At 64.5% G+C, this 17,676-nt stretch carries 22 protein-coding genes; 8 read left to right on the forward strand and 14 right to left on the reverse strand.

Annotation, left to right across the window (positions count from 1 at the left end):
• Nucleotides 1-36 precede the first annotated feature (36 nt).
• From ACFOWB_RS20665 to soxY, 7 genes are all read right to left on the reverse strand, one after another.
• Nucleotides 37-552: a DsrE family protein gene (locus tag ACFOWB_RS20665; RefSeq protein ID WP_261405396.1), complete on the reverse strand. Its 516-nt coding sequence runs from the start codon at nucleotides 550-552 to the stop codon at nucleotides 37-39.
• A 22-nt stretch (nucleotides 553-574) separates the two neighbouring features.
• The gene (locus ACFOWB_RS20670) at nucleotides 575-1,849 is read right to left on the reverse strand and encodes an FCSD flavin-binding domain-containing protein (protein WP_378149096.1); all 1,275 of its coding nucleotides are present in this window, start codon (nucleotides 1,847-1,849) and stop codon (nucleotides 575-577) included.
• A 375-nt stretch (nucleotides 1,850-2,224) separates the two neighbouring features.
• The gene (locus ACFOWB_RS20675) at nucleotides 2,225-2,899 is read right to left on the reverse strand and encodes a c-type cytochrome (protein WP_261405392.1); all 675 of its coding nucleotides are present in this window, start codon (nucleotides 2,897-2,899) and stop codon (nucleotides 2,225-2,227) included.
• Complete coding sequence (soxC, locus tag ACFOWB_RS20680) at nucleotides 2,883-4,148, reverse strand: sulfite dehydrogenase (RefSeq protein ID WP_261405729.1); 1,266 nt, start codon at nucleotides 4,146-4,148, stop codon at nucleotides 2,883-2,885. The genes ACFOWB_RS20675 and soxC overlap by 17 nt, the downstream gene beginning before the upstream one ends.
• A 29-nt stretch (nucleotides 4,149-4,177) precedes the next feature.
• Nucleotides 4,178-5,872 carry a thiosulfohydrolase SoxB gene (gene soxB, locus ACFOWB_RS20685; protein WP_378149070.1) on the reverse strand — a complete coding sequence of 565 codons (1,695 nt, stop codon included), beginning with the start codon at nucleotides 5,870-5,872 and terminating at the stop codon, nucleotides 4,178-4,180.
• Between the two features lie 89 nt (nucleotides 5,873-5,961).
• On the reverse strand, nucleotides 5,962-6,291 hold the full coding sequence (gene soxZ / locus ACFOWB_RS20690; RefSeq protein WP_261405391.1) for a thiosulfate oxidation carrier complex protein SoxZ: 330 nt from the start codon (nucleotides 6,289-6,291) through the stop codon (nucleotides 5,962-5,964).
• 43 nt (nucleotides 6,292-6,334) lie between these two features.
• On the reverse strand, nucleotides 6,335-6,799 hold the full coding sequence (gene soxY, locus ACFOWB_RS20695; protein WP_378149072.1) for a thiosulfate oxidation carrier protein SoxY: 465 nt from the start codon (nucleotides 6,797-6,799) through the stop codon (nucleotides 6,335-6,337).
• 235 nt (nucleotides 6,800-7,034) lie between these two features.
• On the opposite strand from soxY, the gene soxA reads away from it, so the two are divergent.
• Together soxA and soxX are read left to right on the forward strand one after the other, a co-directional pair.
• Nucleotides 7,035-7,877 carry a sulfur oxidation c-type cytochrome SoxA gene (gene soxA / locus ACFOWB_RS20700; RefSeq protein WP_378149074.1) on the forward strand — a complete coding sequence of 281 codons (843 nt, stop codon included), beginning with the start codon at nucleotides 7,035-7,037 and terminating at the stop codon, nucleotides 7,875-7,877.
• Nucleotides 7,878-7,893: 16 nt separating this feature from the next.
• A complete protein-coding gene (soxX, locus tag ACFOWB_RS20705; RefSeq protein ID WP_261405389.1) occupies nucleotides 7,894-8,505 on the forward strand; it encodes a sulfur oxidation c-type cytochrome SoxX in 612 nt (203 codons plus the stop codon).
• Here soxX and ACFOWB_RS20710 read toward each other — a convergent pair.
• Nucleotides 8,469-9,089 carry a SoxW family protein gene (locus ACFOWB_RS20710; protein ID WP_378149076.1) on the reverse strand — a complete coding sequence of 207 codons (621 nt, stop codon included), beginning with the start codon at nucleotides 9,087-9,089 and terminating at the stop codon, nucleotides 8,469-8,471. The two genes, soxX and ACFOWB_RS20710, sit on opposite strands and share 37 nt — an antisense overlap.
• 14 nt (nucleotides 9,090-9,103) lie before the next feature.
• Nucleotides 9,104-10,018 (reverse strand): cytochrome c biogenesis CcdA family protein, encoded by a 915-nt coding sequence (locus ACFOWB_RS20715; protein ID WP_378149079.1) that lies wholly within the window; start codon nucleotides 10,016-10,018, stop codon nucleotides 9,104-9,106.
• Between ACFOWB_RS20715 and ACFOWB_RS20720 the strand changes: the two genes are divergently transcribed.
• The 5 genes from ACFOWB_RS20720 to ACFOWB_RS20740 all read left to right on the forward strand — a co-directional run bounded on the left by ACFOWB_RS20720 (nucleotide 10,017) and on the right by ACFOWB_RS20740 (nucleotide 12,741).
• Nucleotides 10,017-10,328 carry a transcriptional regulator gene (locus ACFOWB_RS20720; protein WP_378149081.1) on the forward strand — a complete coding sequence of 104 codons (312 nt, stop codon included), beginning with the start codon at nucleotides 10,017-10,019 and terminating at the stop codon, nucleotides 10,326-10,328. The genes ACFOWB_RS20715 and ACFOWB_RS20720 overlap by 2 nt on opposite strands.
• Nucleotides 10,325-10,693, forward strand: coding sequence for an ArsR/SmtB family transcription factor (locus tag ACFOWB_RS20725; RefSeq protein ID WP_261405386.1), 369 nt, complete (start codon nucleotides 10,325-10,327; stop codon nucleotides 10,691-10,693). The genes ACFOWB_RS20720 and ACFOWB_RS20725 overlap by 4 nt, the downstream gene beginning before the upstream one ends.
• Nucleotides 10,694-10,769: 76 nt before the next feature.
• Complete coding sequence (locus ACFOWB_RS20730) at nucleotides 10,770-11,948, forward strand: YeeE/YedE family protein (RefSeq protein ID WP_261405385.1); 1,179 nt, start codon at nucleotides 10,770-10,772, stop codon at nucleotides 11,946-11,948.
• Nucleotides 11,949-12,066: 118 nt separating this feature from the next.
• Nucleotides 12,067-12,225 carry a hypothetical protein gene (locus ACFOWB_RS20735; RefSeq protein ID WP_261405384.1) on the forward strand — a complete coding sequence of 53 codons (159 nt, stop codon included), beginning with the start codon at nucleotides 12,067-12,069 and terminating at the stop codon, nucleotides 12,223-12,225.
• A gap of 96 nt (nucleotides 12,226-12,321) precedes the next feature.
• Nucleotides 12,322-12,741 (forward strand): Crp/Fnr family transcriptional regulator, encoded by a 420-nt coding sequence (locus tag ACFOWB_RS20740; protein WP_261405383.1) that lies wholly within the window; start codon nucleotides 12,322-12,324, stop codon nucleotides 12,739-12,741.
• Nucleotides 12,742-12,767: 26 nt separating this feature from the next.
• Here the strand turns inward: ACFOWB_RS20740 and ACFOWB_RS20745 are convergent, their stop codons facing one another.
• From ACFOWB_RS20745 to ACFOWB_RS20760, 4 genes are read right to left on the reverse strand one after another with little or no spacing between them, the layout of a single operon-like run.
• On the reverse strand, nucleotides 12,768-13,487 hold the full coding sequence (locus ACFOWB_RS20745) for a cytochrome c biogenesis CcdA family protein (RefSeq protein ID WP_261405382.1): 720 nt from the start codon (nucleotides 13,485-13,487) through the stop codon (nucleotides 12,768-12,770).
• A gap of 12 nt (nucleotides 13,488-13,499) precedes the next feature.
• Nucleotides 13,500-13,901: a thioredoxin family protein gene (locus ACFOWB_RS20750; protein WP_261405381.1), complete on the reverse strand. Its 402-nt coding sequence runs from the start codon at nucleotides 13,899-13,901 to the stop codon at nucleotides 13,500-13,502.
• Between the two features lie 26 nt (nucleotides 13,902-13,927).
• Nucleotides 13,928-14,509 carry a rhodanese-like domain-containing protein gene (locus ACFOWB_RS20755; RefSeq protein WP_378149085.1) on the reverse strand — a complete coding sequence of 194 codons (582 nt, stop codon included), beginning with the start codon at nucleotides 14,507-14,509 and terminating at the stop codon, nucleotides 13,928-13,930.
• Nucleotides 14,510-14,517: 8 nt separating this feature from the next.
• A complete protein-coding gene (locus ACFOWB_RS20760) occupies nucleotides 14,518-15,315 on the reverse strand; it encodes a quinoprotein dehydrogenase-associated SoxYZ-like carrier (RefSeq protein ID WP_378149087.1) in 798 nt (265 codons plus the stop codon).
• Nucleotides 15,316-15,468: 153 nt separating this feature from the next.
• Between ACFOWB_RS20760 and ACFOWB_RS20765 the strand changes: the two genes are divergently transcribed.
• On the forward strand, nucleotides 15,469-15,924 hold the full coding sequence (locus tag ACFOWB_RS20765) for a hypothetical protein (RefSeq protein ID WP_378149089.1): 456 nt from the start codon (nucleotides 15,469-15,471) through the stop codon (nucleotides 15,922-15,924).
• Between the two features lie 128 nt (nucleotides 15,925-16,052).
• Here ACFOWB_RS20765 and ACFOWB_RS20770 read toward each other — a convergent pair whose 3' ends face one another.
• Nucleotides 16,053-17,435, reverse strand: coding sequence for an IS1182 family transposase (locus tag ACFOWB_RS20770; RefSeq protein WP_378149091.1), 1,383 nt, complete (start codon nucleotides 17,433-17,435; stop codon nucleotides 16,053-16,055).
• Between the last annotated feature and the right edge of the window lie 241 nt (nucleotides 17,436-17,676).

Consider the following 17,676-nt stretch of genomic DNA (forward strand, 5'->3'; position numbering starts at 1 on the left):
CGGAATTTAATCGGCCGGGAGCCGTGTGGCTAACGGTCAACCCACCTTCACATATGCAAAGCCCTTGCCCTGGAGCGCCGCCACCGTGGCCACACCCGACGGCACGAAGCTTATGAAGTCGGCCGGACGCGCACGGGACGGATCGAGCTTGTTTCTCTTGAACGTGATCTCGCAAAGATAGACCTTGAGCCCGTTTTTCGACAACGAGTTGGCGCGCTCGAACAGGTCTGATGGAAGCTTCTCGTCCTTCCACATCGTGCCGTCGAGACTGTCCAGAAAGAACTTGATCCCGCCTCCGTGGGCGATCAGCGCGATTTGCAAAGCGAACGGATCGCCATTGTAGGCCGAGTAGTGGTTCGAGATGTTATTGAGCGTCTGCTCGAAGCGGGCCACATCGCCGTAATCGCAATGATAGAGCGCCGCAACCTCGCCTTCCTTCTTGAGATCGTCGAGAGACATGTGCGTAGGCGCGGCCTTTGCGGTATCCGCGGCAAGCGCGGCTCCCCCAAGGGCCATACCAGCCACAAGTGATCTGCGGCTTATGTCGTTCATCTCTTCATCCTCTCAGGCGCTATTACGTCGACGGACTTCCGAACACGTCCGCGATCATCGCGTCGTACCAAGCAGACGCTTCGTCGACATTTCGGCGGCGGATCGCGTCCGGCTCGCCTGTGTCCGAGACGAAGCCCCGGATCTCTTTGATCTTGCCTTCAGCAGCCTCATAGACGCCGTCGACCTTCACGCAGTCCGTCGGCGTGATCATGCTCCAGCACGTGCTTTCGTAATGGGCAGGGAACGCGGGCGCGCCGGCCAAGTCTGACAGCACAGCAAGGACAGCTGTTTTCGCCTGACTGTTCGCGGCGAACGCTGATTTCGGCATGTCGCCGGCGATCGAGGCGTCGCCCACGACGAAAATCGACGGGTCGACCGTCGATCTCATCGAGGCCGGGTCGACCGGGCAATAGCCGGTCACGTTCGAAAGACCAGCCTCGCGAGCAATTCGTCCTGCAGTCTGGGCGGGGATCACATTCACCAGATCGGCACGGCGCGCCTCAAAGTCCGTCGTCACCGTCATGGTCGCAGGATCGACGCCCTTGATCCCGCCATGGATTGTCGGATCCTGCCACTCCACGACGCCGGGATAGCGCCGTTCCCAACCCTCCTGGAACAGCCCCATCTTCGAGAACTTGTCCTTGGGGTCGAGAATGACGATGCGCGCCGACGGCTTGCCTGCGGAGCGCAGCGCATGAGCCATCATCGACACCCGTTCGTACGGTCCGGGAGGACAGCGGTAGGGGTTTGGCGGCGCCACCATGATGATGAGGCCGCCATCCGGAACCGCGTCGAGCTTCGCCTTCAGGAGCTTGGTCTGGGGCCCGGCCTTCCACGCGTGCGGCATGGCCTCGGCGGCGGCTTCGGAGTAGCCCGGCACGGATCCGTAGTTGAGGTCGATACCCGGAGCCATAATCAGCCGGTCGAAACCGAGCATTGCTCCGTCTTCGAGAACCACCGTCATGCCGTCGCGGTCGATCCGAGCGGCGGCGAGCGGGACGACCTTCAGCGCGTTGCTTGAACCAAGCGCGCGGTAGTCATGCACGAGGCTATCCCAGCCCCTCAATCCACCGAGATAGAGGTTGGAGAAAAAGCAGGTGGCGTATGTTGGCGATGGTTCGACAAGCGTGACCTCGATCTTCCCTCGTCCGAGCAAAGCAGCGTATCTGGCCGCTGTGGCGCCGCCCGGGCCGCCCCCGACGACAACGAGACGGGGACGTGGCGCCGCCCTGGTCGCGCCGACGATGGTCATGGTGGCGGCAGCGCCGAGAAGGAACCGCCTGCGATTGGCTCGGATGATGGTCATCGTCCATCGTCCATCAAAGGACGCGGCCGAGCCGCGAAGTGACGAGCGAGCGCTTCGATGTCCTCATCGGTAAGGCGCGACGTCCGGGTGACCATCACGTTTTTGCCTGCACCGCTACGGTACTGGCGCATCTTGGCTATGAACTGCTCCTCGCTGAGATTCGTGATCGATGGGATCGCGGATGACGTACCTCCCGGCCCGTGACAGGCGACACAGCGCAGCGCGAGCAGGTCGCCTCGGTCGATGGCTGCTTGAGCAAAGGCGGACTGCGCACTCGTGGACAACACCGCGATGACTAGGAGCGATATCCAAGATGCGACCGCGACGACTATTGATCGCGGCCTCGAACGATCGAGGCGTTCATCGTCATTCGACGGCTCCGGCCGGCTTCTCGTCCTTGTTGTCTTTCTGGTCGTCGGGCGTGACGTCAAGGATTGCCGCATGACCTGTGACCTCGACCTTGTCCTTGCAGTTCGACATGCAAGGATCATTGTTCCAGAACGTCTTCTCGGTCGTCTCGCGATCGTCGTCGTAGAAGTTCTTCTCGTTTGGAAGATCCTTAGGGAAGTTTCCCCTGGACAGCACGAAATCGCCGGGAACGAGGTCGTTCAGGTTCATCAGGTAAGCGGTGAGCGCGTAGACCTCGTCAGGCTTGAGCGACTGCGCGTCGCCGAAAGGCATGGCGCGGTGGATGTAGTCGTAGACGGTCGAGGTGTACGGCCAGAAGGATCCGATCGTCTTCTCCGGCCGGTCGGAGGTTAGGCTGTCCTTGCCGCCGGCGAGCACCGGCCAGCGGCCGGCGCCTTCGCCGAACTCGCCATGACAGCTCGAGCACTTTGTCTGAAAGAGCGCTTCGCCATCACTGACTGAGCCCTTGCCGTCTGGAAGGCCTTGGCCGTCAGGACGCACGTCGATGTCCCAAGCCTTGAGTTCCTCAGGCAGCGCCGGACGTCCTAGGCCGGCCCTTTCGCCCGCGAAAGCACCGCCAGTGCATGCAACCGCGAGCGCCAAAAACGCGATCGCTTTAGCTGACTTCGACATTTTCCGCGCTCCCGTCCGGACGCACCAGCCAGGTCTGGATGCCGTTGTTGTGGTAGATCGAGTTCGTCCCTCGGAACTTGCGGAGTTCGTTCTTGGTCGGCTGTACGTAGCCGCTGTCGTCCATCGCGCGCGACTGCAGCATGAGCTCCTGTCCGTTCCAGTCGAAGTCCACGTAGAACCGCGCCATGGCGCGCGGGAAGGTCGGGCCCTCGATCCGCGCCGTCCGCCAGTTCTTGCCGCCGTCCAGCGAGACGTCGACGCGTTTGATCGCGCCGCGTCCGGACCAGGCGACGCCCGACAGGACGTTCGGTCCCTTGGACTTCAGCGGCGACTGCGGGCTCGGATTGGTCACCACGGACTTGGCGTCCATCAGAAACGTGTGCTGCCGGGAGCGGCCGTCCGCGAGCAGGTCGGTGTATTTCGACGTCTCCTCGCGCTGCGCCCACGGCTGGTCGCCAACCTCGACGCGGCGCAGCCATTTGATCCACATGTTACCTTCCCAGCCCGGAACGACGAGCCGCAGCGGATAGCCCTGCTCGGGCCTCAAGGCTTCGCCATTCATCGCCCAAGCGACGAGGCAATCGTCCATCGCCTTTTCGAGCGGAATCGAGCGTGTCATGGCGGAGGCGTCGGCGCCTTCCGCAAGCACCCACTTGCCTTTGGCGCTCACGCCGGCCTCGTTCAGGAAGGCCTTCAGCGGAACGCCGGTGTAGACGACGTTATGGATCATACCGTGAGTAAACTGGCAGCCATTGAGCTGCGAGCCACGCCACTCCATTCCGCTGTTCGCTGCGCATTCCAGGAAGTACACGCGGTTGACGCGGCCAGGCATGCGTCTGATGTCCTCCATCGTGAAGACGAGCGGCTTGTCCACCATGCCGTTGATCATGAAGCGGTGTTTGTCCGGATCAATCTCGGCCTCGCCGCCGTGGTGACGCACGAAGCACAGGCCGTTTGGCGTGATAACGCCGTCAAGCGCGTGAAGCGGCGTAAACGAGACCGAGCTCTGACGGCTTGCGGTCAGCCATTCGACCTCGCGTCGCACGACGTCCTTTTCGAACTTTGAGGGGACGCCATAAGGCTTGGCGTTGACGCCGTCGCCGAGATACTGGGTCCACTCCTGTCGCTCGACGATCAACGGGTCTGGGGTCTGCGCCGAGGCCAATGTCGGTGCCATGGCCGCCGCTCCCGCGCCGGCGAGACCGAGATTAAGAACGCGCCGACGACTTATGGTTGGAGCATCGCTCATCGCGCTGTCCTTCTGGCTAGGCTGTTTGGTCATGCGCCCGTGACCTTCACGGCGTCGTTCGGTTCGACGCGGATGGTCTTCTGGTCGGCGACGTAGCGCTCGACCAGTTCCCAGATCGGCGGCCCTTCGACGTTCTGGTTGACGCTCGCCCAACCCGCGACCGTGTAGCTTTTGTCGGCCTCGATCGTGGCGCCGGACTTCAGCATCGTGAGATTGGAGATACGCTTGCCGATTGGCTGGCTGACGTCGATTGCGTAGCCAACGCCGCCAAGCCGAACCATGTCGCCCCCGCCCTGGAAGTAGGGGTCGGGGTTGAAGATGTTGTCGGCGACGTCCTCGAGCACGTCCTTGAACTGCTTGCCCGTCATGGTCGATCGGTAGCAGGACGGATATGTCACCGCGGTCGCGTTCGAGATCGACTCGAAGGTGATCGGGTCACCGGGAAGAAGGCTTGTTCCCCAACGGAAGGCGGGCGACAGGGCGATCTCGACGTCGCGTTCCTTCAACATCGCCTGGCAGATCACGTCGTCGAGCGTGCCGTTGAAATTGCCGCGGCGGTAAAGGACGCTCTCCGTCCGGCCGATCTCGCGCGCGAGCTCCGCAGCGTAAGGCGCGCGCGCTTCGGTCACGAGCTTCGCCATCTCGGCGTCCGGCGCGATCGCGTCGGAGAACACCGGGATCAGGCCGAACCGGTAGCCGGCGACCTTGCCGTCCTTTACGTCGAGGTCGAGGCGCGACAGGAACTTGCCATGCGAGCCCGAGGCGATCAGCAAGGTCTTGCCGACTTCGATCGCCGTCGGGATGGCGTCGTGGGTGTGGGCGCTGAGGATGACGTCCAGGCCCGGCACGCGCGAGGCCATCTTTCGGTCGACGTCGAAGCCGTTGTGCGAGAGCAGAACGACGACGTCCGCGCCGTCCGCCCGCAGGGTCTCGACCTGCTTGCGGAGATCGTCCTCCCTGAGGCCGAACTCCCAGTCCGGGATCATCCAGCGCGGGTTCGCGATCGGAGTCCTCGGATAGGCTTGGCCGATCACCGCGATCTTAGCGCCGCCCCGCTCGAAGGTCTTGCTCGCGGGGAAGACTTCTTCCTGCCATTCGACGCTTCGGATGTTCTGCGCCAGAAATGCGTAGGGACCGCCTTCGGCGATCTCCTTGACGCGATCGGCGCCGTAGGTGAACTCCCAATGGCCGACCATGGCGTCGAGCTTGAGCGCCTTTAGCGCGCTGAGCACGTCCTCGCCCTGAGTCTTCAGAGAGGACCAGCTTCCCTGCAATTCGTCGCCGCCGGCGAGCAGCAGGACGTTGTCGTCGCCCCGCTCGGCGCGGATCGCCTTGATCAGCGTCGCGATCCGGTCGAAGCCGCCCATCCGGCCGTAGGACTTGGCGAGCGCGACGAAATCCTCGCTTGTCAGCGCATAGGCCTCGGCGCTCTGCGGCTTGATCTTGAACCGCTCCAGGAAGGACGCGCCGGTGATGTGCGGCGGCAGGCCTTTGGTCTCGCCGACCCCAAGGTTGATTGACGGCTCGCGGAAATAGATCGGCTGCAACTGCGCATGCGTGTCGGTCAGATGTAGCAGCGTCACTTTACCGACGGCGTCGAAGCGCAGCAGATCGTCCTGGGTCAGCTTCTGCCCGCCGGCCGCTTGCGCGAGCGTGCGTCCGGAGGCGGACGTCAGCATTCCGGCGGCGGATGCGGCGACCATGAAGTCGCGTCGAGAGATCATGGGATGCTCAAACTCCAGCAGGACGCAACTGTCCGTTCGCTCCGGGAGAGCCCCGGGGCGCTGCGCCGTTTCAGTGAGGTCGTCAGGCGTCAGGCGACGTTGAGCTTCGCCTTCGAGGTCACCTCTTCGCCGGCGTCGTTGCGCCAGGTAAAAGTGAATTCGCCGGACTCGGCGGCCTTGAAGAAAAAGGACTGATAAGGGTTGGCCGAGACCGACGGAAACCAGTCTGCTTCGAAGATCTGCTTGCCGTTGAAGGCCGCCGTGAACTTGTTGATGATGTCGCGCGGCACGAGTTTGCCGGTCGAGTCCTTGCGAACGCCGCTTTCCATCTCGTGCGAGATCAGCGTTTTGATTTCGATAATTTCGCCGGACTTTGCCTTCGGCGGAACGCGGACGCGGGCTGATGCTTTGAAAGCCATGGCTTGGTGTTCTCCCTGAGGTCTTGTGGATCGCGGCGCGGCGTCAGCCGCCGCAGCCGCCGATCGTGACCTTCACTTCGGATTTTGCGGTGTAGAGCTGGCCGGTCGACGTCTCGGCGATGGCGACGACCATCTGCGTCGCGGCGAGACGCATGCGCAACGACGCGGCGGCGCGGCCGCAGGCCGGCGTGAACTTATAGGTCAGGACCTGGGGGAACGGATTTCCTTCGGCAAAGACATGGACCGCCTTGACGTAGTCCGCGTCCGTCATCGGGCTCTCGACCTCGATGTTGATCGGCACCACGAGACCGTTTTCGGCGATCTCCGGCAGGTCGAGCTTGAGCTTGCCGGACGCCATTTCCTTGCCGGCGTAGAGCTTGTCGATCTCGGTCTTGACGGTCTCGGGGGTCGCGAACGCCAGCCTCGGCGTCAGCACGGTGACAGCGGCCGCCACAGCTGCGAGACGCAGCGCCTCCCGACGGGTCGGGGCCTGCTCGAAAAGCCTCATGCGATTCCTCCTGAAGACCAAACGTATCCGTAAGGCCTTGACGCCATTGTTCTTTTTACCAATCAAAAGCCATATGCCAATCGATTGGATTGGACATATTGTGATATAGAGTTTTTTGAATGTAAAGTCGTCCATCGGTTGATCGGCGTTCCAGATGGTGGGTTCGATCGCCCGTAAGGCTCCCTGTCCGCCCGGATGCGGGCGGTCTCAAAAAGAAAATGATTGGGGACGAAACATGAGATCAAAGGCATTGGGCGGCGCCCTTGCTGGGCTCGCCGCCATGGCGCTGACGTTGGGCCTCACCGCCCTCGGCTCGGCGCAGGACGGCGGCGGCTCCGGCGAAGCGGAGATCGAGCGCTACCGGAAGATGATCGACGATCCGATGGCCAATCCAGGCTATCTCAACGTCGACCGCGGCGAGGCGCTCTGGGCGGAAGCCCGCGGCGAGAAGAAGGTCTCGCTCGAGACCTGCGATCTCGGCGAAGGCCCCGGCGCGTTAGAAGGCGCCTACGCCAAGCTCCCCCGCTATTTCCAGGACGCCGACCAAGTCATGGACCTCGAGCAGCGGCTGCTGTGGTGCATGGAGAAGGTGCAAGCGTTCGACACGAAGGCGATCAAGGCGAAGCCGTTCTCCGGACCGGGCCGCGGCTCGGACATGGAGGATCTCGTCGCCTTTATCGCCAACAAGTCGAACGACATGAAGATCGAGGCGCCGCTCTCCCATCCCAAGGAACAGGAAGCCTACAAGCTCGGAGAGGCGCTGTTCTTCCGCCGGTCCGCGGTGATGGATTTCTCCTGCGCGACTTGCCACGGCGAGGCCGGCAAGAGGATACGCCTGCAGGGGCTGCCGCAGCTCGACCGACCCGGCCCGACCGCGCAGGCGACCATGGCCACGTGGCCGACCTACCGCGTCTCGCAGAGCGCCACCCGCACGATGCAGCACCGCTTGTGGGACTGCTACCGGCAGATGCGGATGCCCGCCCCGGATTACGCCTCGGAGGCCATCACGGCCGTCACCCTCTATCTCAACAAGAACGCTGAAGGGGGCGAGCTCAAAGTGCCCTCGATCAAGCGCTGAACCCGAGGGCAAACCGATGAAACGAGCCATCCTCGCACTGGGCGTCGCGCTTTTCTCCGCCCCCGTGTTCGCCGCCGAAGACGGTCCCGCGATCGACCCCGCGCGCGTCGAGAAGGCGGTGACGTCGAGCTTCACGACCTTGCCGGAAGGTTGGGACGCGCGCCTCAAACAGGACGACGCGCAGCGGATCTGCTCCGAGACCCGCAACCAGCCGTCCGAGGAGCAGGCCGACAAGATCGTCGCGGCCGAGAAGGCCAAGGTGAAGTTTCCGGCCGACGGCGTCCTTGGTGACTGGAAGGCGGGCGAAAAGGTGGCCCAGAACGGCCGGGGGTTCCAGTTCTCCGACCCCGCGGGCACGGAGGCCGGCGGCAATTGCTACTCCTGCCACCAACTCGACCCGAAGGAGGTCAGCTACGGCACGCTCGGGCCCAGCCTGAAGGGCTACGGCAAGGCGATGAAGTTCTCCGACGACGCCGCGAAGGCGGCCTACGCCAAAATCTTCGACGCCCAGTCCGTACTCGCCTGTTCGAACATGCCGCGCTTCGGCCCGAACCACGTCCTGACCGAGAAGCAGATCAAGGACGTGACCGCCTACCTGTTCGATCCGCAGTCACCAGTAAACAAATAAGGTTCCGATGGCGCGAGGGGGCAGCCGGCCTCTCGCGCCTTCAACCACTGTTCGAAGGACGAGCGGGCGTAGGCGCCTTCGTCTACGAAACGGAACATCGCAAGAAAGTCCTCCTGTCCCAGAAGGCCGGGCATGCGGGCGACCTCGGTCGTCAGACCTCCTTCGCTCGCGAAGAACTGGATCGTCGGCGTCGTCCGCACGGCGCGTTTCGCCGCGAGCGCCTTTTCGCCCAGCGCCGCGCCATCGATATCCTTCACCTCGCGCGAGCCGAACGTGTCGAGATGGACGATCTCGAACTTCTCGCGGACGAAGCTTTCAATCTTTGGATCGGCGAAATACGTGGTGTGCAGCCGCTTGCAGGCGGGGCACCCACGCATGCCCCATTGTACGGCGAAACGCTTGCCCTTGGCCTTTGCAGCCTCGGCGTCCTCGGTGAGATCGAGGAAACTATCCAGATACCAGTCCTGCGCGTAGTTCCCGTCGTCGCCGAGAACCACCTTCGCGGCGGCGCGATCGGCGAAGAGCGCGCCGCCGACGGCGAGCGCGATCAAGGTGCGGCGGTTCAGTCGTCGGTCTGTCGTCACTCTCGCCTCACCCGTCATCCGATCTCGGCAAAGCCTGGAAATTGCTCGAGCAGCCAGCCCGAGGCCAGCGGGACCCAGCCGCCGATGAAGGCGAGACCAGTGAGCACGAGCAGCGCGCCCGACGCCTTTTCGATCAGGCCGAGCCGCGGCCGGAGCGCCCGAGACCATCGCAGGAATGTGTCGGTGAAAGCCGCCGCCAGGATGAACGGGATGCCGATCCCGAGCGAATAGGCCCCGAGCAGCGCGGCTCCGCGCCAAGCGGAGGTTTCGGCGCCTGCGACCATGAGGATCGCAGCGAGGATCGGCCCAACGCAGGGCGTCCAGCCGAAACCGAAAGCGAGACCCACGACGTATGCCCCGAACGCGCCTGTCGGTTTGCGCTCAACATGCATCCCGGCCTGCCGGTAGAACAGCGGGATCTTGACGATCTCCATGAAATGCAGACCGAACGCGATCAGCAGAACGCCGGCGACAACCGTCAAGGGCTGAGCATATTCCGAAACCAGACGCCCAAGCGTCGAGGCTGTGGCTCCAAGGATCACGAAAATCGTCGAAAATCCGGACACGAAGGCGGCCGCGAGTCCAAGCACACGCAGCCGTCCCGCCGCCTGGTCTGGAGAAGCCGCGCCGCTGATGAAGCCAAGATAGGCAGGGGTCAGGGGCAGCACGCAGGGCGATGCGAAGGACAGCATGCCCGCGACGACGGCGCCCGTAAGGCTGACGTCGAGCGCCATGCGTATCTCCTTGTGTGCAATCCGGCCGCCGGGCCTCCGACAACCTCTGGAATTCATATTCGAATTCGTATATATATCAAGGCCGATGCAGTTTTTCCCTTTCAATCTCCGTGCTCGCCTGGCGATCCTTGGCGTGCTTCTTTTCGCTTCGGTTCCTGCCGGGGCGGGCGACGGCGAGGCCGCCGAGCTCGTCATGTTCGAGCAGCCCGGCTGCGTTTGGTGCCAGCGCTTCGAGAACGAGATTGCACCAGGCTACGCCGGTTCCGACGAGGGCCGTCTGGCTCCCCTGCGGCGCGTTGACCTAAAAGCTCAAGCCTCAGCCGGGTTCGAGCTTGCGACCAACGTCCGCATCACGCCGACTTTCGTCCTGGTCGATGGGGGGCGCGAGATTGGACGCCTGACAGGCTATCCTGGAAAAGAGTTCTTCTGGCCGGAGCTGGCCGATCTGACCAACCGACTGCCGCCAAATCCCAACCGCGCCCCACCCAGGACTTCAGCTGAATGACCGCCATCGTATCGGCCAAGATCGAAGACGAGCTCCGGGACGGTCCGGAGGTTTCGCCCGAGCTCGACGCGCTGATGAACAACGCCAGAGACGCCAGCGACTTTCTGAAGGCGCTATCGCATGAAAGCCGTCTGCTGCTGCTGTGCCTCCTGGCCGAACGCGAACGGTCGGTTACCGAACTCGAGAACATTCTGTCGCTGAGGCAGGCAAGCGTATCCCAGCAACTCGCCCGCTTGCGCCTCGAAGACCTCGTGACGACCCGTCGGGACGGCAAGACCGTCTACTACAATTTGGCGAACGACGACGTCCGCCGCGTCATCTCGGTAATATACGACATCTTCTGCGGGAAGGTCTCGAAGGACTGAAATCAGTGCTGCGCCTGGCCGAGAGACGAGACGTCAACAGTCTCGCGTCGGCCAAGGGACGGGAGGACCGGGCGCTATGGACTTCATCGGCCCCACGTGGCTCGCCGCCGCGGGCCTTGCGATCGGCGTCGTCGTCGGCTTCGCCGTCCGGCGCGCGAGACTGTGCACCTTCGGCGCGCTCGAAGACGCCTTTGTCGGGTCAGACACCCGCCGGATACGGGTGTTCGCCCTCGCGGTCGGCGTAGCCATCGCCGGAGCCCAGGCGCTGATCTTTTTCGGGCTGCTCGATCCCTCGCGCACGACCTACGTGGCGACCGCCTTGCCTTGGCTGGGCGTTCTGTGCGGCGGCCTCATGTTCGGACTCGGCATGGCGCTCGTGGGGACCTGCGCCTTTGGTTCGCTCATTCGATTGGGGTCTGGCGACCTCCGCAGCTTCGTCGTGATGATCGTATTCGGGCTTGCGGCCTACGCCACGCTTCGCGGCGTGCTGGCCGGTTTCCGGATCTCGGTGATCGAGAGCTTCGCGGTCTCGATGCCGCCACCCATCCGAGCGGATATTCCGGGCATGTTCGAGAGCCTGACTGGGCTCGACCTCCGCTGGGTCATCGCAGCCGGGGTGTCCGGCGCCTTGATCGCGCCGGCCCTGATCGACCGGCGCTTGCGAAAGGCGCCCCGGCTTGTCAGCGGAGGCCTCGTCCTTGGCCTTGGAACTGTGGCCGGCTGGCTCGCGACCGGCCAGCTCGTGGACGAATTCGTCCAGACAAGCGCTCCTCAGAGCCTCACCTTCGTCTCGCCGGTAGCGCGCGCGTTGTTTGGCATCCTGTTTGACCAAGACGCGCTGCTGGAGTTCGGGGTCGGCTCGGTCGCCGGAGTGGTCGCCGGATCTTTCGCCGCGGCGCGCCTCAGTCGAGAATTCCGATGGGAGGCGTTCGACGATCCTCACGAAATGAAGCGGCACCTCGGGGGCGCCGTTCTGATGGGCGTCGGCGGCGTCGTATGCGGCGGCTGCACGATCGGTCAGGGGGTGACCGCGGGTTCAATGCTGGCGCTGTCCTGGCCGATCGCCGTGACAGGAATGGCTGTCGGCGCCCGGATCGGCATCTCGGTGGTGATGGAAGGTTCGGTTCTTCAGCTCGCGCGATCGCTGCGCCTTCTGCCGACCGCGCCAGTTCGTCGGAAAAGGAAGGGACGGTCTGATCGATCGTCGTCCGACAGCTTCACGGCTTCCGTCGATATCGACCGAAATGCGCCATGAAGCAGCCGAAAGCGGCTCGCTTATGAACGACTTAATCCGGATTGATTGAGGACCGTGCCGACCGATAGGATGCGCCAACGACGCCGAAGAGCTTCGGATACAAAAGGTGAGATACGGGATGGCGAACCAGGAACGGATCGAGCGTTGGGAGTCCGCATTCCCGTTTCTGCGGGAGATGTCCGCGGACGACCGCGACCTCGCCGTGCGCAGCGCACATTTTCCCACCCTCGACGCCGACGCGATCGCCTACGAGCTCGACGGCGACTGCGCCAACTAACTGATGTGCCTCGACGGCAGAACGCGCGTGTTCCGCAGATCGGAGAACGGGCGTGAGGTCCTGATCTACAAAGTCACCTCCGGAGGGACATGCGTGTTGACCACGCAGTGTCTGCTTTCGGGCGGCAACTTCCCGGCGGAGAGCATAGCAGAGGCGAAGACCGAGCTGGCGGCCATCCCGGCAGGAGTGTTTTCTGAATTGATGGTCCGCTCGACCCCATTCCGATCTTTCGTCCTTCAAGACTACAGCAAGCTGCTGTCAGGAATGTTTTCGATCGTCGACGAGGTCTCGTTCGCAACCCTTGAGCAGAAGCTCGCGAGGCGTCTGCTCGCGGACGCCGATGACGCGGGCTACGTTTCCAAGACCCACCAGCAACTCGCCTCCGACGTGAACAGCGTCCGCGAGGTCGTCTCGCGCCACCTTGGCGAATGGGAGCGCTCGGGCTGGGTCGCCAACCACCGCGGCCGCGTCGAGATCCGCGACCGCGCGGCTTTGGCTTCGCTCAAGATGGCTTGAGGCGCGGCTGGTCCGCGGCTCCTCTTCTAGAACCGGGTCGTCAGCGCGGTCAGCCACTCGGGCGACGCGTCGACCAGCACGGTCTCGACGGACTTGTCGAACCCGGTCAGGACGGCGACGCCGATCACCAGGAGCAGGAGGCCGAGCGCGATCTTCGCGCCGCGGCCGGTCTCCATCAGGTGCGTCCGCCAGCGCATGAGCGCCTCGCGCGACAGCATCCCGAGCAGGAGCAGCGGGGTCGCCGCGCCCATCCCGAACACCACCATGGTGAGCGCGACGCTCGCCAGGTTCTCGCCGCGGGCCGCGAGCACCGAGGTCGCGCCAAGCGTCGGGCCCACGCAGGGCGCCCAGACGGCGCCGAGCAGCAGCCCGACGAGGAACTGCCCCGTCAGCCCGGTGCGGGACACCGTATCGAGGCGCTCGCCCGCCCAGTTCCCGACCGGGCCGGCGGCGACGGCGAAGCGCGCCTGCGCGGCCGGCACGAGCAGGATGAGGCCGAACACGACCATCAGCACAGCCGCGACGGCGCGGAATACGTCGGCGTCGAGACCGATCGCGAAGCCCACAGTCGCGACGAACAATCCGATCGCCACGAAGGAAAGCGTCAGGCCGCCGACAAGGGCGAGCGGCCCGAGCCGGTGCTCGGAGGCCGCGGCCCCGAGCGCGAGCGGCACGAGCGGCAGCACGCACGGCGACAGGATGGTAAGGACGCCCGCGAGGAACGCCAGTCCGAGCGTGCCGATCATGGCTTCAGGCCCTCAGACGGCCTTGTCGAGCAGGTCGGCGATCCACTCGGGCTGCGTCTCGCCGACCGAGCGACCGACCTCCTTGCCGTCCTTGTAGACGAGCAGCGTGCTCTGGGCGGTGGCGCCGAGCTTGCGGACGTTGGCTTTTCCTGAGTCGAAGTCGATCTCGAACGCCGCCATGTCCTTATATTTCGGATCGGCGAGCAGCTTGCCGAGGATCGGCTTCTGGGTCTTGCAGATCGGGCACCAGGGCGCGCTGATCTCGACGAGGATAGGCTTGCCGGACTTCAGCGCCTCGTCGAAGGCGGCCGGGTCGAAGGGCTTTGATCCGGGCATGTCGGCGAGCGCCGGGCCAAAGGCGGCGACGGCCGCCAGCCCAAGGGCGGCGAGGAACGCGTTGCGGCGGGTGAGCATGTGAAGATTCCTCTGATGGGCGCGGCTCAGCGGCCTGCCTCTTGTTTTGTAACGGCAGACCATTTGGGGTCAGCGGGCACGACCTCGGTGTCGCGGTCGGCCTTCTGCCAGCCGTCGATCCCTTCCGGAAACCAGCTCACCTTGGTGTAGCCCCAGGTCACAAGCCGCTTGCCCATGTTCCAGCTTCCCCAGCAGTCGGGGTGGCAGAACGCGACCACGGGCTTGGCCTTGTCGCCGCCCGTGAGCGCGTCGACGCGCTTCTTGAGGACATCCTCCTGCGCAGGCGGCAGGTCGCCGGGCGCGGCGCCCGGGAACCAGACGGCGCCGGGGATCGAACGATGCTGCGGTCGCCACAGGGCGGTGGCTGGCAGCGTCGGCGGCTTGCGGTCGGGCTCGGTCACGTCGATGAAGACGGCCCCGCCCTTGTCGACGAGAGACCCTGCCGCAGCGACGTCGATGACCGCGGCGCCCTTCAGGGTGGACGGCGTGTAGCCGGGGATGGGACCCGTCCAGAGCCCTTCAGGCTCGGGAGCGGATCCGGATCCCCCGGCCGAGGCCGCGCCCGAAAGCGCGACGACGGCGAAGGCCGCGAGAGCGAGGCTTCTCATGGGCCGGCTCACTGCGTCTTCACGGGGACGTCGAAGGTCTTCTCGAAGCGCGCGCCCGAGGTGTCGTTCGCCACGACCTTGAACGTGCCCTTGGCTTCCGGCTTGAAGCCGAACTCGATCACCGGGTTTGTCGACAGCGAGATGTCGCTCGTCAGCGAGAACACGTCCTTGTCGTTGTAGGTGACCTTGATGTCCTTGATATAGTTCGGCGGCGTGTAGAGATGGGACACCTGGTCCTTTTGCATCCCGTTGAAGTTCGGGTGCCGGATCATAAGCGTCGCCTGGGCGGATTTGCCGGTGGTCGCCTCGTCCTTCACCTTCAGGCGCATCTCACCGGTGGTCCCCTCGGCACCGCCCGCGACCGGGGCCGAGCAGCCGCCCGACGCCTTTACGAACTTCACGGTCTCGACGAGCTTGCCGTCCTTGGTCTCGGCGATCGCATGGACGTTGGAGTAGGCGTTCACGCGCGTCCTCAGCCGAAGCAGGCCGGGATCGCCGGCGGGGCCGAAGTCAATCTTGGCCGCGACCGGGCCCGGGTTCTCGTCGATGATGAGGGTAAGGCCCTTCACCTGGTCGGGGTTCGAGACCTTAATGTCCATAGGCACCAGGGCCGCGTCCTCGGCGCGGATGGGGGCGTCGAGCGTGATGAGGCCGTCCTGCTGCTCGACCTTCTTGTCGCCGAACACGCTCTGACGGAGCTCGGTCCAACGCTGGTCGCGCGCCTTGGCATCGTCGGCCGCTTGGGCGCCGAGAGCGCTCGTGAGAACCAGCGCCGCGGCGCTGGCGGTGACTGCGATCTTCCTCATGGAATCCTCCTGCGGGCGTTCGGCCCTGGTTGGCTGCTATGCGCTTCTGCATCGGTTATGGGCGCGTCCCCTTCCCCTGTCGGTGACCCAAGTCACCGACGCCTGAAAATCATTCGGCTAAGGTCGGACCAACTCAGGAAGCGGACCCTACCCATGACGACCATCGAACGCGCCGACCGTTGGGAGGCGAGCTTTCCCTTCGCCCGGTCTATGGCCGACGGCGACCGTCGGCTGGCGCGGGCGAGCCTGATTTTTTCGGATCTTGAGAGCGGCGCTGTGGCCTACGAGTTCGACACGCCGTGCCGGGGGTACTTGATGTGCGTCGGTGGCGGCACGCGCGTCTTCCGCCCGACCGCGGCGAAACTTGATGTCGCGCTCTATCGGGTCGCGGCTGGAGGGGCCTGCGCATTGACCGCTCAGTGTCTGCTGTCAGGCGAGAGGCTCGCAGCGAGCAGCGTCGCGGATACCGAGACTATACTCGCCGTGCTGCCCTCAGACACCTTTGCCGACCTGATGCAGTCGTCGGCGCCATTTAGGGACTTCGTTCTGCAGGAATATCTCGCGCTGGCGCCGAAGCTGTCGCGACTGCTTAAGGCTCACCTGGTGTAATGATCGGGCACTCGCCCTCGGGCAGACGGTGCAAACTCCCGCAACAGGGTCGATTGTGTTGAAGAAGTCGGTGTTCCGGCGGCGCATGCGAGCGACTGGCCAGACAACGAGCGGCCTTTGTACTCTTCTCAGATCATGATCGGCCTCGGCGCCGGGACCAGTTTGGCGAGCTTCCTGAGGTTCTGGGCGGTAGCGGCGAGCAGGAACTCGTCGCGGGCTCCGCACGGCCCTCGAAGCCGTAGTCGGTCGAGCCGCAGGATGCGCTTCAGGTGCGCGAACAGCATCTCGACCTTCTTCCGCTCGCGCCGGGAGGCGGCGTAGGCGTCGGTCTTCGCGATGTCCCTCGCCATGTCGCGAGCGCCCTCGTGGATCGAGCGAGGGATCTTCCGGGCCGGCGTGTTAGGGCAGCACTGCGGTTTCAGCGAGCAGGCGTCGCAGTAGAACTTGCTGGCGCGGTAGCGGATCATGCCGTCGTCGTCGACGAGCGGAGCCGAGCTCCGGTAGACCCTCTGGCGGGGTCTCAGCTCCTTCCCGGCCGGGCAGGTGTAAAGGTCGCGGGCGTGGTCATACGGGAAGTCCGAACGGCTGAACGTGCCGTCGGTCCGGGCGCTCTTGTCGAACACAGGGATGTGCGGCTCGATCCCTCGTTCATGGACCAGCCAGGCGAGCATCTCGGCCGAGCCATAGGCGCTGTCGGCGGCGAGCCGCTCTGGCCACAGCCCGAAGCGGTCCTGGGTCCTCTCGACCATCGTTCGCGCGGCGCCGACCTCAGCCTGCCGGATCGCGCGGCTCGCCTCGACGTCGACGATCACCGCGTGGTCAAGGTCGATCAGGTAGTTGGTGGCGTAGGCGAAGAAGGCGTGCCCCTTATGCGCGCCGGTCCACTGCGCGGCCGGATCCGACCGCGAGACGAACTTCGGCGTCGTCGGGCTCGCCGCGCCCCAAGCCGCATCGTCGAGCGTGTCGAGGTACTCGCGTACTGAACGGCGCGTGGCCGCCAGCTCTTCCCAATCGACGTCCTCCGCGCCGCCGGCCGAGCGCTGACGGTTCGCGTCGGCCCGGATCAGGCTGGCGTCGACCGCGAAGCCGTCGCCGCCCACGAGCCCCTCAGCCATGCAGCGCCGGACGACCGTCTCGAACAGCTTTCGCAGCAGGTCGCTGTCGCGGAAGCGGCCATGGCGGTTCTTCGAGAAGGTCGAGTGGTCGGGCACGTCGCCGTCGAGGCCGAGCCGGCAAAACCAGCGGTAGGCGAGGTTGAGGTGGACCTCCTCGCACAGTCGCCGCTCAGACCGGACGCCGAAGCAATAGCCGACCAGCAGCATCCGGATCAGCAGCTCCGGGTCGATCGAGGGACGCCCCGTCGAGCTGTAGAAGGGAGCCAGATCCCGCCGCACCCCTGACAGGTCGACGAAACGATCAATCGCCCTGAGCAGGTGATCTTGCGGCACATGCCGCTCAAGTGAGAACTCGTAGAACAGCGCCGCCTGGTCGACCTGCCGCTCGCCCATCATCGTCGCCGCCCTCCGCTCATGGAGCTGAGTGAATCAGCGGCGGCGCCTCGCTTCAACGACGGAGTTTTTCAACACAATCGGGTCATGAGCGGACACCGGGAGCTTTCCGATATGCGGAAAGGTCTCGACCATCCGCTCCGTTATCTAAGTCGTGGATCCGGCTGCATTAGCGCCTCGTCGTATGTGATCCGGCGTGGAATTTTGACCCCCTAGGTTGGGGGATCGGCGTCCAATTTTGACC

The organism is Chenggangzhangella methanolivorans (assembly GCF_042648545.1).
GTDB classification, from domain to species: domain Bacteria; phylum Pseudomonadota; class Alphaproteobacteria; order Rhizobiales; family Methylopilaceae; genus Methylopila; species Methylopila methanolivorans.

What these genes read in the sequence shown, in the direction of transcription:
- soxY (WP_378149072.1), bottom strand. Translation starts at nt 6,799, where the DNA reads ATGAGGCTTTTCGAGCAGGCCCCGACCCGTCGGGAGGCGCTGCGTCTC.
- ACFOWB_RS20665 (WP_261405396.1), bottom strand. Translation starts at nt 552, where the DNA reads ATGAACGACATAAGCCGCAGATCACTTGTGGCTGGTATGGCCCTTGGG.
- ACFOWB_RS20715 (WP_378149079.1), bottom strand. Translation starts at nt 10,018, where the DNA reads ATGACGAGCTCGGCGGCCTCGCCGTCGCCCGCCCCGGCAGGAACCGAA.
- ACFOWB_RS20755 (WP_378149085.1), bottom strand. Translation starts at nt 14,509, where the DNA reads ATGAGAAGCCTCGCTCTCGCGGCCTTCGCCGTCGTCGCGCTTTCGGGC.
- ACFOWB_RS20725 (WP_261405386.1), top strand. Translation starts at nt 10,325, where the DNA reads ATGACCGCCATCGTATCGGCCAAGATCGAAGACGAGCTCCGGGACGGT.
- ACFOWB_RS20720 (WP_378149081.1), top strand. Translation starts at nt 10,017, where the DNA reads ATGTTCGAGCAGCCCGGCTGCGTTTGGTGCCAGCGCTTCGAGAACGAG.
- soxX (WP_261405389.1), top strand. Translation starts at nt 7,894, where the DNA reads ATGAAACGAGCCATCCTCGCACTGGGCGTCGCGCTTTTCTCCGCCCCC.
- soxA (WP_378149074.1), top strand. Translation starts at nt 7,035, where the DNA reads ATGAGATCAAAGGCATTGGGCGGCGCCCTTGCTGGGCTCGCCGCCATG.
- soxZ (WP_261405391.1), bottom strand. Translation starts at nt 6,291, where the DNA reads ATGGCTTTCAAAGCATCAGCCCGCGTCCGCGTTCCGCCGAAGGCAAAG.
- ACFOWB_RS20750 (WP_261405381.1), bottom strand. Translation starts at nt 13,901, where the DNA reads ATGCTCACCCGCCGCAACGCGTTCCTCGCCGCCCTTGGGCTGGCGGCC.
- ACFOWB_RS20770 (WP_378149091.1), bottom strand. Translation starts at nt 17,435, where the DNA reads ATGATGGGCGAGCGGCAGGTCGACCAGGCGGCGCTGTTCTACGAGTTC.
- ACFOWB_RS20730 (WP_261405385.1), top strand. Translation starts at nt 10,770, where the DNA reads ATGGACTTCATCGGCCCCACGTGGCTCGCCGCCGCGGGCCTTGCGATC.
- ACFOWB_RS20735 (WP_261405384.1), top strand. Translation starts at nt 12,067, where the DNA reads ATGGCGAACCAGGAACGGATCGAGCGTTGGGAGTCCGCATTCCCGTTT.
- soxB (WP_378149070.1), bottom strand. Translation starts at nt 5,872, where the DNA reads ATGATCTCTCGACGCGACTTCATGGTCGCCGCATCCGCCGCCGGAATG.
- ACFOWB_RS20760 (WP_378149087.1), bottom strand. Translation starts at nt 15,315, where the DNA reads ATGAGGAAGATCGCAGTCACCGCCAGCGCCGCGGCGCTGGTTCTCACG.
- ACFOWB_RS20745 (WP_261405382.1), bottom strand. Translation starts at nt 13,487, where the DNA reads ATGATCGGCACGCTCGGACTGGCGTTCCTCGCGGGCGTCCTTACCATC.
- ACFOWB_RS20765 (WP_378149089.1), top strand. Translation starts at nt 15,469, where the DNA reads ATGACGACCATCGAACGCGCCGACCGTTGGGAGGCGAGCTTTCCCTTC.
- soxC (WP_261405729.1), bottom strand. Translation starts at nt 4,148, where the DNA reads ATGAGCGATGCTCCAACCATAAGTCGTCGGCGCGTTCTTAATCTCGGT.
- ACFOWB_RS20675 (WP_261405392.1), bottom strand. Translation starts at nt 2,899, where the DNA reads ATGTCGAAGTCAGCTAAAGCGATCGCGTTTTTGGCGCTCGCGGTTGCA.